General features: G+C 70.9%; 14 protein-coding genes and 1 tRNA gene. 4 read left to right on the forward strand and 11 right to left on the reverse strand.

Annotated elements, in window-relative coordinates:
- Nucleotides 1-470: 470 nt before the first annotated feature.
- The 8 genes from rplL to PV341_RS02430 form a co-directional block, all read right to left on the reverse strand.
- A complete protein-coding gene (gene rplL, locus PV341_RS02395) occupies nucleotides 471-854 on the reverse strand; it encodes a 50S ribosomal protein L7/L12 (protein ID WP_500328155.1) in 384 nt (127 codons plus the stop codon).
- 81 nt (nucleotides 855-935) lie between these two features.
- On the reverse strand, nucleotides 936-1490 hold the full coding sequence (rplJ, locus tag PV341_RS02400) for a 50S ribosomal protein L10 (protein WP_319135235.1): 555 nt from the start codon (nucleotides 1488-1490) through the stop codon (nucleotides 936-938).
- A 297-nt stretch (nucleotides 1491-1787) separates the two neighbouring features.
- Nucleotides 1788-2717 (reverse strand): SCO4651 family lipoprotein, encoded by a 930-nt coding sequence (locus PV341_RS02405; RefSeq protein ID WP_500356541.1) that lies wholly within the window; start codon nucleotides 2715-2717, stop codon nucleotides 1788-1790.
- A gap of 161 nt (nucleotides 2718-2878) precedes the next feature.
- Nucleotides 2879-3604, reverse strand: coding sequence for a 50S ribosomal protein L1 (gene rplA / locus PV341_RS02410; protein WP_499513414.1), 726 nt, complete (start codon nucleotides 3602-3604; stop codon nucleotides 2879-2881).
- 74 nt (nucleotides 3605-3678) lie between these two features.
- Complete coding sequence (gene rplK / locus PV341_RS02415; protein ID WP_319135229.1) at nucleotides 3679-4113, reverse strand: 50S ribosomal protein L11; 435 nt, start codon at nucleotides 4111-4113, stop codon at nucleotides 3679-3681.
- Nucleotides 4114-4370: 257 nt separating this feature from the next.
- Nucleotides 4371-5195: a transcription termination/antitermination protein NusG gene (nusG, locus tag PV341_RS02420; RefSeq protein WP_500356543.1), complete on the reverse strand. Its 825-nt coding sequence runs from the start codon at nucleotides 5193-5195 to the stop codon at nucleotides 4371-4373.
- A 69-nt stretch (nucleotides 5196-5264) separates the two neighbouring features.
- On the reverse strand, nucleotides 5265-5564 hold the full coding sequence (gene secE, locus PV341_RS02425) for a preprotein translocase subunit SecE (RefSeq protein WP_499513412.1): 300 nt from the start codon (nucleotides 5562-5564) through the stop codon (nucleotides 5265-5267).
- A gap of 63 nt (nucleotides 5565-5627) precedes the next feature.
- Nucleotides 5628-5700: transfer RNA gene (locus PV341_RS02430), tRNA-Trp, on the reverse strand.
- A gap of 214 nt (nucleotides 5701-5914) precedes the next feature.
- On the opposite strand from PV341_RS02430, the gene PV341_RS02435 reads away from it, so the two are divergent.
- Complete coding sequence (locus tag PV341_RS02435; RefSeq protein ID WP_500328159.1) at nucleotides 5915-7132, forward strand: pyridoxal phosphate-dependent aminotransferase; 1218 nt, start codon at nucleotides 5915-5917, stop codon at nucleotides 7130-7132.
- A gap of 129 nt (nucleotides 7133-7261) precedes the next feature.
- Nucleotides 7262-8275, forward strand: coding sequence for an adenosine deaminase (locus PV341_RS02440; protein ID WP_500328161.1), 1014 nt, complete (start codon nucleotides 7262-7264; stop codon nucleotides 8273-8275).
- Here the strand turns inward: PV341_RS02440 and PV341_RS02445 are convergent.
- Nucleotides 8265-8873, reverse strand: a complete 609-nt coding sequence (locus PV341_RS02445; protein ID WP_500356545.1) for a TetR/AcrR family transcriptional regulator — start codon at nucleotides 8871-8873, stop codon at nucleotides 8265-8267. The genes PV341_RS02440 and PV341_RS02445 overlap by 11 nt on opposite strands.
- 48 nt (nucleotides 8874-8921) lie before the next feature.
- Between PV341_RS02445 and PV341_RS02450 the strand changes: the two genes are divergently transcribed.
- Nucleotides 8922-9554, forward strand: a complete 633-nt coding sequence (locus PV341_RS02450; RefSeq protein WP_500328163.1) for an NAD(P)-dependent oxidoreductase — start codon at nucleotides 8922-8924, stop codon at nucleotides 9552-9554.
- A 23-nt stretch (nucleotides 9555-9577) separates the two neighbouring features.
- Here the strand turns inward: PV341_RS02450 and PV341_RS02455 are convergent, their stop codons facing one another.
- Together PV341_RS02455 and PV341_RS02460 are read right to left on the reverse strand one after the other, a co-directional pair.
- Complete coding sequence (locus tag PV341_RS02455; protein WP_500356546.1) at nucleotides 9578-10633, reverse strand: UDP-N-acetylmuramate dehydrogenase; 1056 nt, start codon at nucleotides 10631-10633, stop codon at nucleotides 9578-9580.
- 57 nt (nucleotides 10634-10690) lie between these two features.
- Nucleotides 10691-11860, reverse strand: a complete 1170-nt coding sequence (locus PV341_RS02460; RefSeq protein ID WP_500328166.1) for a thiolase family protein — start codon at nucleotides 11858-11860, stop codon at nucleotides 10691-10693.
- A 118-nt stretch (nucleotides 11861-11978) separates the two neighbouring features.
- Here PV341_RS02460 and PV341_RS02465 point away from each other — a divergent pair, with 118 nt between their 5' ends.
- Nucleotides 11979-12461 carry a winged helix-turn-helix transcriptional regulator gene (locus PV341_RS02465; protein WP_500328167.1) on the forward strand — a complete coding sequence of 161 codons (483 nt, stop codon included), beginning with the start codon at nucleotides 11979-11981 and terminating at the stop codon, nucleotides 12459-12461.
- Nucleotides 12462-12469 lie beyond the last annotated feature (8 nt).

The following is a 12469-nucleotide window of genomic DNA, read 5'->3' on the forward strand; positions in this document are numbered from 1 at the left end:
TGTGCTCAGGCTTGGGCTTGCCCCTGGTGACGGGCCAGGCGGCAGCTAACAGGCAGCGCAAAGGGTCAGTGTAGCCACTTGGCACACTGATGTCCAGTGCAGAGTTTCGGAGACCGGTACTGCACCAATCTCGTCCTCCGGAGGGGTCGGTAGGAGCCCCTTGTTGTGAGCCGTCATGCCCTCTTTCACGCTTGCCACGCTAGGCATTCCCGCATCGCCTTCGTTCCATGCCTCGGTCCATGGCCGATGTGACGACGCGTCCTGAGAATCGCGCGCTGCGTGCGGTTCGTCAAGGCCTCCGCCCCGCGGAGATCGTCACAGCTCGAGGAAGCCGACGGTCCCGGAACAGTGATGATCACCCTACCCGGGTCGGTCGCCGGACCGGGTGACGCACCACGCAAACGACCGAGGGCGGCCACCCGAAAGGGTGGCCGCCCCGCGGCTGATCAGCCCCTCGGAAGGGGCAGGGATCACTTGACCTCGACGGACGCGCCCGCGGCCTTGAGGGACTCGGCGGCCTTCTCGGCGGCCTCCTTGTTGACCTTCTCGAGGACCGGCTTCGGGGTGCCGTCGACGAGGTCCTTGGCCTCCTTCAGACCCAGGGAGGTCAGCTCGCGCACGACCTTGATGACCTGGATCTTCTTCTCGCCGGCGCCGGTGAGGATGACGTCGAACTCGTCCTTCTCCTCGACGGCCTCGGCGACCGGGGCACCCGGGCCCGCAACGCCGACGGCGACGGGGGCGGCGGCGGTGACGTCGAACTTGTCCTCGAAGGCCTTCACGAACTCGGAGAGCTCGATGAGGGTCATCTCCTCGAACTGCGCGAGCAGGTCGTCCTGGCTGAGCTTCGCCATGATGGCGGTCCTTCCACTAATTCGGCAGGTGCCGGATGTACATGTCGGCGGGCGTACGGGCCCGCTAGAGCACGGGAGTGACTACTCCGCGTCCTCGGCGGGAGCCGGCGTACCGGCACCGCCCTGCTCGACCTTCTCGCGCAGCGCTTCCACGGTGCGGACGAGCTTCGAAGGCAGGGCCTGGAAGACAGCAGCGGCCTGGCCCTGCTTTGCCTTCATGGCACCCGCCAGCTTGGCGAGCAGCACCTCGCGGGACTCGAGGTCCGCGAGCTTCTTGATCTCATCGGCGGACAGCGGCTTGCCGTCAAGCACACCGCCCTTGATGATGAGGTTCGGGTTCTCCTTGGCGAAGTCACGGAGACCCTTCGCCGACTCCACCGGGTCACCGGTGACGAAGGCGACCGCCGTCGGACCCGCGAACAGGTCGTCCAGAGCGGTGATCCCGGCCTCGTTGGCCGCGATCTTGGTCAGCGTGTTCTTCACCACGGCGTACTGGGCGTTCTCACCGAGCGAACGGCGCAGCGTCTTGAGCTGCGCCACGGTGAGACCGCGGTACTCGGTCAGCACGGCGGCGTTGGAGCTGCGGAACTTGTCCGTCAGCTCGGCAACCGAACCGGCCTTGTCGGGCCTCGCCATAGAGCCTCGGCCTCCTTCCGGGTGATTCGGACCGCACGGGAAGGGGCCGGGCAAAACAAACGCCCCGGCGCAGGCGCACGGGGCGTGACTCGACCGGAATCGCGAGGAGCGTTCCCGGGAGTGCATCCACTGTCACCTGCGCGGGCCGTCCGCATCAGCGGATCCTTCGGCTGCCGCACCCTCACGGGCGCGCCAGCAACCAGCGGTCTTTGGCTTCCGTTGAAGAGTACGCGAACGGATCCGCACCAGGCAAATCCGGTGTCGGGGCAGGTCAGCCCGTGAGGCCGGAGCCCCCGGTCAGGCGCCTGAGGCCTTCATGTCCCCGAGCATCCCGAAGAGGTCGACGGTGTCCTTCGCCGGCGGCGCCTGGACGCTCACCGCGGTGCCGTAGTCGGAGTAGGAGGCGTTCATGCGGAGCGTGCCCTCGGGCGTCCTCACGCCCACGACCATCTTCACCGGGTAGTGGTCCTGGTTGACCCAGATCTCGGTGTCGTAGCCCTTGATGCCCGCCTTCTCGGCGTTGGCGACCAGGGCCTTGCGCTCCTTCTCGGACAGGACGCCGGTGGCCTTGTTGGCCTCCACCATCTCCGCGAAGGTCAGCGTGCCCTTGTAGTGGTCCGCCTGGACGCCGCCTACCTTCTCCGCGCCGACGTGCTTCAGGCTGGGCGACTGGAGCAGCAGGGCGAGCTGCTCGGCCGGGTCCTGGTTCATGTTGTCCAGGCCGCCGGTCATCTGCTTCTGCAGCTCTTCGCTGCCGCTCACCTCGGCCGCTGCCTTCAGGTCCAGCTTCATCCAGCGCTTGCCGTCCATCTCGGCGGCCTGCTTCGCCCCCATGTCCATGTACATGGCCTGGTCCAGCATGATCATGCGGATCCGGGAGGGGGCGTCCGGGTCGGCGGCGGTGAAGGCCGAGCCCTCCATGGTGACGTCCATGACCGCCGGGTCCCACCCCTGCACTCCGGCGATCCGCATCGTGCCGCCGCCCTGCGCGCCGGCCGGCAGGGTGAGCGTCATGCGCACCTTGGCGGACTTCGCCTCCGAGGTCTTCTCGAAGGCGGCCTGGATGGCCTTGGCGATCTCGCCCTGCCCCTGGACCGCCCCGTGCGGCGCTTCGGCCTTCTTGCGCTTCTTGCCGCCCTCGTCGCCGTCGTCGCAGCCCGCGAGCCCGACCACGACGGCCACGGCCGCCAGACCGACTCCCAGACGCTTCGCTGCCGACAAGCTCATGAAATCCCCACCCCATGCCGTCCGTCGTCCCCGGGTCCCCGTGGAACCGCTTGCCACGGTAACGCACGGCGCCGACACGGTCGTACGAAAAAACCGGCCCCGCACCTCCGGAGAGGCGCGGGGCCGGTTCACAACTGCACGGGCCCGGGGGCCCGACCCGGTCAGACGGAGGCCGGGTCCTCCTCGACGAGGAGGTTACGGGTGCGGTTCGGGTCGACCGGGATGCCGGGGCCCACCGAGGTGCTGATGGCGGCCTTCTTGATGTAGCGACCCTTGGCGGCGGACGGCTTCAGACGGAGGATCTCGTCCAGGGCCGCGCCGTAGTTCTCGACCAGCTGCTGCTCACCGAACGAGGTCTTGCCGATGATGAAGTGCAGGTTCGAGTGCTTGTCGACGCGGAACTCGATCTTGCCGCCCTTGATCTCGGTGACGGCCTTGGCCACGTCGGGGGTGACGGTGCCGGTCTTCGGGTTCGGCATCAGACCACGGGGACCGAGGACGCGGCCGAGGCGGCCGACCTTGCCCATGAGGTCCGGGGTGGCGACGACGGCGTCGAAGTCCAGGCGGCCCTTGGCGACCTCGTCGATGAGCTCGTCGGCGCCGACGATGTCGGCGCCCGCGGCACGCGCGGCCTCGGCACGGTCACCGGTCGCGAAGACCAGGACCCGGGCGGTCTTACCGGTGCCGTGCGGAAGGTTCACGGTGCCACGGACCATCTGGTCGGCCTTGCGCGGGTCGACGCCCAGACGGAAGGCCACCTCGACGGTGCCGTCGTACTTGCTGGTGGAGGTGTCCTTGGCGAGACGGACGGCCTCGAGGGGCGCGTACAGACGCTCCCGGTCGATCTTGGCGTCCGCAGCGCGGAGAGACTTGCTGCGCTTGCTCACTACTGCTCCTGTGTGTCCTGAGGAGTCGTGGTGCGGGCCGAGCAGGCCCTGCCACGGAACTGCTGGTGGTGTGGTCAGCCCTCGACCGTGATGCCCATGGAACGCGCGGTGCCGGCGATGATCTTCTCGGCGGCGTCCAGGTCGTTCGCGTTGAGGTCGGGCAGCTTGGTCGTGGCGATCTCGCGGACCTGGTCACGCGTAAGCTTCGCGACCTTGGTCTTGTGCGGCTCGCCGGAGCCCTTCTCCACACCCGCGGCCTTGAGGATCATGCGGGAAGCCGGCGGGGTCTTGGTGATGAAGGTGAAGGAACGGTCCTCGTAGACCGTGATCTCCACCGGGATCACCCAGCCACGCTGCGACTCGGTGGCCGCGTTGTAGGCCTTGCAGAACTCCATGATGTTGACGCCGTGCTGACCCAGCGCCGGGCCCACCGGCGGGGCCGGGTTGGCCGCGCCGGCGTTGATCTGGAGCTTGATAAGCCCCGTGACCTTCTTCTTCTTGGGAGGCATGTGCTCTCTCCGGGTCCTAGTGAGAGTTTTCCTGCCTGCGAGCAGGCATACCGCACCACGATAGCGGGTATCGTGCCGAGCCCTGAAACCGAGCAGGTCAGAGACGACCCGGCGGCACCCCCGAGGACCCCCGGAAACCGCCCGTAGCGGCCGTCTGCGCGCCTCTCACCCACCGCCGCGGGACCGCCCCCCGTACGCGGAAGAGCCCCCGCCCGGCGGGTGACCGCGGGCAGGGGCTCTTCCGGTGTTCCGGGCTGCTAGTTCTTCTGGATCTGGTCGAAGCTGAGCTCGACCGGGGTCTCGCGACCGAAGATCTCGACGAGGCCCTTGACCTTCTTCGAGTCCGGGTTGATCTCGTTGATCGTGGCCTGCAGCGTCGCGAACGGGCCGTCGGTGACCGTGACCGAGTCGCCGACCTCGAAGTCCAGCACCTGGACCTCGACCTTGCGCTTCGGGGCGGCACCGCCCTCGCCGCCCTCGGCGGCAGCGGCCTGCTCCTCGGCCTCCGGGGCGAGCATCTTGGTGACCTCGTCCAGCGTCAGCGGGTACGGGTCGTAGGCGTTGCCGACGAAGCCGGTGACGCCGGGGGTGTTGCGGACGACGCCCCAGGACTCGTTCGTCAGGTCCATGCGCACCAGCACGTAGCCGGGCAGCTTGTTCTGGCGGACGGTGCGGCGGTCGCCGTTCTTGATCTGGACGACCTCTTCCTGGGGCACCTCGGCCTGGTAGATGTAGTCCTCGACGTTCAGCGAGACGGCGCGCTGCTCCAGGTTGGACTTCACGCGGTTCTCGTAGCCGGCGTAGGTGTGGATGACGTACCACTCGCCGGGGAGGGCGCGCAGCTCCTCGCGGAACGAGGCGACCGGGTCCACCGGGGCCTGCTCCTCCGCGGCTTCCTCTTCCGTGGCCTCGTCCTCGTCCTCGTCGACGACCTGGACGGCAGCCTGCTCGGCGGGCTCGCCGGCGGCCTCGTCTGCAGCCTCCGCCTGGTCGATGTCGCCGTCGGCGGCCTCGACGATGTCAAGCGCGGTGTCGTCGCCCTCGACGGTCTCGTCGGCGTCGTACAGGTTCGGGTCAGACACGGTCGCTGCTTCTTCCTTCACGATGTGGAACAGGCGGTCGGGCGCCGCGGGCGCCCTCCGCGGGAGGAATCACCCGAAGACGTACGAGACGCCCTTGTTGAATCCCCAGTCAATCACGGTAACGAGCGCGATGATGACCACAACGAAGACAATCACCACGCTGGTGTAGGTGATGAGCTCGCTGCGCGTGGGCCAGACGACCTTGCGGAGCTCCGCGACGATCTGGCGGTAGAAGAGCGCGAGGCGCGCGAGGGGCCCCTTCTTGCCGCGCTTGCCGCCGCGGCGGGGCTTCTTGGAGCCGGCGTCCGTGGATTCACCGTCGGGACGACCGCTTTCAGGCGTCGCGGTGGAGCCCAGGGCTTCCGTCACTCGTCCTCACCTGAATCCGGGTCGTTTGCCGAAACAATCCTCAAAGCGTCTGCCTGCGTGTAGCAGGGCCGGAGGGACTCGAACCCCCAACCGCTGGTTTTGGAGACCAGTGCTCTACCAATTGAGCTACGACCCTTTGAGTGCCCCCCAACGTACCGCATCCGAGCGGCTGCACGATGTGTGCAGCCAAGATCAGCTCGCGGGGGCCATCGACGGATGAGTGTACGTGTTCGCGGGCCGGGCGTCGAATGCGTCGCGCGTCCGGGCGCGGTTCGGCGCGGTTGCGCGCGGTTCCGACCGGAACGTGAACTCGTGTGCTCCGGTACCCCCGGGTCTGCGACGATGCAGGCATGACCGCTGCAACTGAACGACGCGTGTCGGCCCGCATCGGGTCGATCTCCGAGTCCGCGACGCTCGCCGTGGACGCGAAGGCCAAGGCCCTCAAGGCCGCCGGGCGACCGGTCATCGGCTTCGGAGCCGGCGAGCCCGACTTCCCGACGCCCGACTACATCGTCGAGGCGGCCGTGGAGGCGTGCCGCAATCCGAAGTACCACCGCTACACCCCGGCCGGCGGCCTGCCGGAGCTGAAGGCCGCGATCGCCGCCAAGACGCTGCGCGACTCGGGCTACGAGGTCGACCCCTCCCAGATCCTGGTCACCAACGGCGGCAAGCAGGCCATCTACGAGGCCTTCGCCGCGATCCTCGACCCGGGTGACGAGGTCATCGTCCCGGCGCCGTACTGGACGACCTACCCCGAGTCGATCCGGCTGGCCGGCGGTGTCCCGGTCGAGGTGGTCGCCGACGAGACGACCGGCTACCGGGTCTCCGTCGAGCAGCTGGAGGCCGCCCGCACGGAGAAGACCAAGGTCGTGCTCTTCGTGTCGCCCTCCAACCCGACCGGCGCCGTGTACAGCGAGGCCGAGACCGAGGCGATCGGCCGCTGGGCCGTCGAGCACGGCCTGTGGGTGCTGACCGACGAGATCTACGAGCACCTGGTCTACGGGGGCGCCTCCGCGGTCTCGCTGCCCGCGCTCTTCCCCGAGCTGCGCGACAAGTGCGTCGTCGTCAACGGCGTGGCCAAGACCTACGCCATGACCGGCTGGCGCGTGGGGTGGATCATCGGCCCCAAGGACGTCGTCAAGGCCGCCACCAACCTGCAGTCGCACGCCACCTCGAACGTGAGCAACGTCGCGCAGGTCGCCGCCCTGGCCGCCGTCTCCGGTGACCTGGTGGCCGTGGCCGAGATGCGGAAGGCCTTCGACCGCCGCCGCCAGACCATCGTGCGGATGCTCAACGAGATCCCCGGTGTCGTCTGCCCCGAGCCCGAGGGCGCGTTCTACGCGTACCCGTCGGTCAAGGCGCTGCTCGGCAAGGAGATCCGCGGCAAGCGGCCGCAGAGCTCGGTGGAGCTGTCCGAGCTGATCCTGGAGGAGGCCGAGGTCGCCGTGGTCCCGGGCGAGGCCTTCGGCACCCCCGGCTACCTGCGCCTGTCGTACGCGCTCGGTGACGAGGACCTCGTCGAGGGAGTCTCCCGGCTGCAGAAGCTGCTGGGCGAGGCCAAGGCCTGAGCCGACCGCCCCGCGGGCCCCCGGACCGGCCGGTCCGGGGGCCCGCGTGTGTGTGCGGGCAAGCGCTCGTTCGGGGAAAGCGGCCGAAAGAGGTACCGGCACCCCCCGCCGGTGCGGCAGGATCTGTGGATGGCACGCGATGTATCCCTCCTCCCCAAGGCGCACCTCCACCTGCACTTCACCGGCTCGATGCGGCCCGCGACCCTGCTGGAGCTCGCCGACAAGTACGGGGTGCACCTCCCCGAGGCACTGACCTCGGGCGAGCCGCCCAGTCTGCGCGCGACCGACGAGCGCGGGTGGTTCCGCTTCCAGCGCCTGTACGACATCGCGCGTTCCGTGCTCCGCTCCCCCGACGACATCCGCCGTCTGGTGCGCGAGGCCGCCGAGGAGGACGCCCGCGACGGATCGGGGTGGCTGGAGATACAGGTCGACCCCACCTCGTACGCGCCCCGCCTGGGCGGGCTGATCCCGGCCCTGGAGATCATCCTGGACGCCGTGGAGACCGCCTCCCGGGACACGGGCGTGGGCATGGCCGTCCTCGTCGCCGCCAACCGCACCAAGCACCCGCTGGACGCCCGCACGCTGGCCCGGCTCGCGGTGCGCTACACGGACCGCGGGGTGGTCGGCTTCGGGCTCTCCAACGACGAGCGCCGGGGTCTGGCCAGGGACTTCGACCGCGCCTTCGCCATCGCCCGGGAGGGCGGCCTGCTGGCGGCCCCGCACGGCGGCGAGCTGGCGGGCGCGGGCAGCGTGCGCGACTGCCTGGACGACCTGCACGCCAGCCGCATCGGTCACGGCGTACGGGCGGCGGAGGACCCGCGGCTGATGGCGAAGCTCGCCGAGCGCGGCGTGACCTGCGAGGTCTGCCCCGCGTCCAACGTCGCCCTGGGCGTCTACGAGCAGCCCGAGCAGGTGCCGCTGCGCACCCTCTTCGACGCCGGGGTGCCGATGGCGCTGGGCGCCGACGACCCGCTGCTGTTCGGCTCCCGGCTCGCCGCGCAGTACGAACTGGCCCGGGACGCACATGGCTTCACCGACGAGGAGCTGGCCGAACTGGCCCGCCAGTCGGTGCGCGGTTCCGCGGCGCCGGAGGGCGTGCGGACCAAGCTCCTGGCGGGGATCGACGACTGGCTCAGCGGCTGATCCCGGCCAGGACGGTGCGGGCGACGGCGACCGCGAAGTGGTCCAGCGGCTGGTCGTCGACGGGTTCGCCCAGGTAGCAGTTGAGGAAGCCGCGCTGGAAGCACGCGCCGAGCAGCAGCGCGGCGACCGCCTCGGGGTCGGCGTCGGCCCGGATGCGCCCGCTGTCACGCTCCGCGCGCAGGTAGCGGGCGAGCTCCCGCAGCGGCACGTGCGGCCCGGAGCCCATGGGGCGCAGTGCGTCACGGTGCCGTGCCAGCAGCGCGGGCTCCGCGAAGAGCGAGGCGGCGATCGGCACGCTGGACTCGTAGAAGAGGACCGCGGTGCGCGCGATGTCGGTGAGGCAGCTCTCGACGCTGCGGTCGCCCGGGTCGGCGGTGAGCTCGGCCATGAGCGGCCCGAGCCGTGGCGCCCGCTCCTTGAGCACCTGGACGAACAGTTCCTCCTTGCTGCTGAAGTGCTTGTAGAGCGCGGCCTCCGAGCAGCCGGCCGCCTTCGCGATCTCCTTGGTGGTGGTGCGGGCGAGGCCGATGGTGCGCATCAGGCGCTCGGCAGCGTCCAGGATCCGCGTCCGGGTGGGTGTTGACTCGGGGGTGAGCATGCACTCACCCTAAAGGTGAGTGAGTACTCACCCACCTGGGAGGGAACGATGGACGTCACGGTGTTCGGCGCGACCGGAGGCATCGGCCGGCAGATCGTGCGCCAGGCGCTGGCCGCGGGGCACCACGTCACCGCGGTGGTGCGCGACCCGGCACGGCTGCCCGTGACCGGATCCGGCCTGGAGGTCGTCACGGCGTCGCTGACCGACCCTGAGCCGCTGCGCGCGGCGGTCGCCGGGCGGGACGCGGTGCTCTCCGGTCTCGGGCCGCGCCGGCGCAAGGACGCGGGGATCGCCACCGAGGTCACCCGTCCGGTCCTGCGGGCCATGGAGGCGGAGGGCGTGCGCCGCTTCGTGGCGGTCAGCGCGGCCCCACTGGGCCCGGTGCCGCAGGACGAGACGCTGCTCGGCCGGATCACCGCACCCGTCGTCTCGGGGCTGCTGCGGCCCGTCTACGACGACCTGCGGGCGATGGAGGAGGAGATGCGCCGCAGCGCCACCGACTGGACCGCCGTACGGCCTCCGAAGCTCAGCGACAAGCCGCTGACCGGGGTCTACCGGACCGCGCTCAACGCCAATCTGCGCGGCGGCCTCACCATCGGCCGCGCCGACGTGGCGCACGCGATGCTCGCGGTGGTCGACGACGCGGCGACGCTGAAGCAGGCGGTCGGGGTGGCGTACTAGTACGAGGGGCGCCCGGCGGCGGGTCAGAGGCTGACGCCGACCGTCACCGGCTCGTTGACCAGGGTGATCCCGAAGGCCGCGTGGACGCCCTCGACGACCTCGCGGGCCAGCGCGAGCAGGTCGGCGGTCGTGGCCCCGCCCCGGTTGGTGAGGGCGAGGGTGTGCTTGGTGGAGATCCGCGCGGGGCCGGTGCCGTAGCCCTTGGCGAAGCCCGCCTTGTCGATCAGCCAGGCGGCGGAGGTCTTGATGCGGCCGTCGCCGGCGGGGTAGGCGGGGGGCGTGACGTCCGGGCCGAGGCGGTCGTGGACACGGGCCAGGAAGTCCGCGTGACCGGCCTCGGTGAGGACCGGGTTGGTGAAGAAGGAGCCCGCCGACCAGGTGTCGTGGTCCTCCGGGTCCAGCACCATGCCCTTGCCCGAGCGCAGCTTCAGCACCGTCTCGCGGGCGGTGTCCAGGGGCACCCGGTCGCCCGTCCCGACGCCGAGGGCGCGGGCCGTCTCCGCGTACTTCAGCGGGCCGGACATGCCGCCGGCGTCCTCCAGGGCGAAGCGCACGCGCAGCACGACGTGGCGCGCGGGGTCCGCCTTGAAACGGCTGTGCCGGTAGGAGAAGGCGCAGGCGGCGTTGTCCAGGACGACCGTCTCGCCGGTGGTGCGGTCGTACGCGACCACCTCGGTGATCGTGCTGGCGACCTCCTGGCCGTACGCGCCCACGTTCTGGATGGGCGTGGCCCCGGCGGAGCCCGGGATGCCGGCCAGGCACTCGACGCCCGCCAGGCCCGCCTCCACGGTGCGGGCGACGGCGTCCGTCCAGACCTCGCCCGCCGCGAGCTCCAACGCGGTGCCGCTGAGCTCGAACCCGCTGGTGGCGATGCGCAGCGCGGTGCCCGCGAAGCCCTCGTCGCCGATCACCAGGTTGCTGCCGCCGCCGATGACCAGCAGCGGCGTCCCGGCCGCGTCCGCCTCCCGGACGGCCTCGACGACCTCGGCGTCCGTGGTCGCCGTCACCAGGCGGGTGGCGGGGCCACCGAGGCGGAAGGTGGTCAGGGGCGCGAGCGGGGCGTCGTGGAGTACGTGCACGGCATTCAGGTTACGGGGCGGGCGGCCCCGCCAGGGATACCGCCCGCCCCGTACGGATCAGAGCGCCTCGAGGACCGTCGCGTTGGCGAGGCCGCCCGCCTCGCACATGGTCTGCAGCGCGTAGCGCGCCCCTCGGGCCCGCATGGCGTGGACGAGGGTGGTCATCAACCGGGTGCCGCTGGCGCCGAGCGGGTGGCCCAGCGCGATGGCGCCGCCGTTGACGTTGACCTTGGCCGGGTCGGCGCCGGTCTCCTGCAGCCAGGCGAGGACGACGCTGGCGAAGGCCTCGTTGACCTCGAACAGGTCGACGTCCGCCAGGTCCAGCCCGGCGCGGCGCAGCACCCGCTCGGTGGCCGGGATGACCCCGGTCAGCATCAGCAGGGGGTCGGAGCCGGTGACCGCGAAGCTGTGCAGCCGGGCGAGCGGGCGCAGTCCCAGGCGCTCCGCGGTCTCGCTGCTGGTGATCAGCACGGCGGAGGCCCCGTCGTTGACCGGGCTGCTGTTGCCGGCCGTGACCGACCAGTCGATCTGCGGGAAGCGCTCGGCGTAGCCGGGGTCGGCGAAGGCGGGGCGCAGTCCGGCGAGGATCTCCGGGGTGGTCGCGGGACGGACGGACTCGTCCGTGGTGAGTCCGGCCAGCGGCGCGACCTCGGCGTCGAAGGCGCCGGCCGACCAGGCGGCGGCGGCCTTGCGGTGCGACTCGGCGGCGAAGGCGTCCATCGCCTCCCGGCCCAGCGACCACTTGGCGGCGATCAGCTCCGCGCTGACGCCCTGCGGCACGAGTCCGCCCGGGAAGCGCTCGGCGACGCCGGGGCCGAACGGGTCCGCGCCGGGCGGCACGTTGGACCACATGGGCACCCGGCTCATCGACTCCACGCCACAGGCCACGACGACGTCGTAGGCGCCGGCGATGACGCCCTGCGCGGCGAAGTGCACGGCCTGCTGGGAGGAGCCGCACTGCCGGTCGACCGTGGTGGCCGGGACGGAGTCGGGGAAGCCCGCCGACAGCCAGGCCCAGCGGGTGGTGTTCATGGCCTGCTCGCCGACCTGGTCGACGGTGCCGCCGATGACGTCGTCGACCAGCGCCGGGTCGATCCCGCTGCGGCCGACGAGTTCCTTGAGGGTGTGGGCGAGCAGTTCCACCGGGTGCGTCCCGGCGAGCGCCCCGCCCGGCTTGCCCTTGCCGATGGGGGTGCGGACGGCTTCGACGATGACGGCGTCGCGCATGACGTTCTCGCCTCCTGAGGGTGCGGTGCGTAGTTAGTTTGATTTTCCAACTATCGCGTGAGGACGAGGGTAGGGCGAGAGGGTTTGACATCACAACCTTCCGTGTGAGACTGGCCCGGTGAGCCCGACCACACCTGTGCCCCCACTGCCGGGGCGCCCCTGCTCGGCGGCCGCGGCGTTGTCCGTCGTCGGCGAGAAGTGGGCGCTGCTCGCGGTCCGCGAGATCCTCTACGGCAACCGGCGCTTCGACGCCATCGCCCGCAACACAGGCGCTCCGCGCGACCGCCTCACCGCACGGCTGCGCGCATTGGAGGAGGCCGGCGTCGTCGAGCGGCGCGCCTACAGCGAGCGGCCGCCGCGGTACGAGTACCACCTGACGGAGGCGGGGCGTGACCTCGCGCCGGTCATCCGGTCCCTGGTGACGTGGGGCGACAAGTGGGCGGTGGACGAGCCGCCGGTCGTACTCCGGCACCGGGACGACCATCCGGTGGACCCTGTCGAGTACTGCCGCGCGTGCGGCGAGGAGGTCCACGACCGCGACCTGGCGCTCGACATCCGCAGCGAGGGATGGACGCCCGCGGGGCGGACGGGGTCCGGGTAGCCCGGAGC

Origin of the sequence: Streptomyces sp. PA03-1a, assembly GCF_033792805.1 — a bacterium.
Lineage (GTDB): Bacteria > Actinomycetota > Actinomycetes > Streptomycetales > Streptomycetaceae > Actinacidiphila.

Coding starts and splice junctions, on each gene's coding strand:
- rplJ (WP_319135235.1), bottom strand. CDS start 1,490: ATGGCGAGGCCCGACAAGGCCGGTTCGGTTGCCGAGCTGACGGACAAG.
- rplL (WP_500328155.1), bottom strand. CDS start 854: ATGGCGAAGCTCAGCCAGGACGACCTGCTCGCGCAGTTCGAGGAGATG.
- PV341_RS02440 (WP_500328161.1), top strand. CDS start 7,262: ATGGCACGCGATGTATCCCTCCTCCCCAAGGCGCACCTCCACCTGCAC.
- PV341_RS02405 (WP_500356541.1), bottom strand. CDS start 2,717: ATGAGCTTGTCGGCAGCGAAGCGTCTGGGAGTCGGTCTGGCGGCCGTG.
- PV341_RS02460 (WP_500328166.1), bottom strand. CDS start 11,860: ATGCGCGACGCCGTCATCGTCGAAGCCGTCCGCACCCCCATCGGCAAG.
- PV341_RS02435 (WP_500328159.1), top strand. CDS start 5,915: ATGACCGCTGCAACTGAACGACGCGTGTCGGCCCGCATCGGGTCGATC.
- PV341_RS02450 (WP_500328163.1), top strand. CDS start 8,922: ATGGACGTCACGGTGTTCGGCGCGACCGGAGGCATCGGCCGGCAGATC.
- rplK (WP_319135229.1), bottom strand. CDS start 4,113: ATGCCTCCCAAGAAGAAGAAGGTCACGGGGCTTATCAAGCTCCAGATC.
- PV341_RS02445 (WP_500356545.1), bottom strand. CDS start 8,873: ATGCTCACCCCCGAGTCAACACCCACCCGGACGCGGATCCTGGACGCT.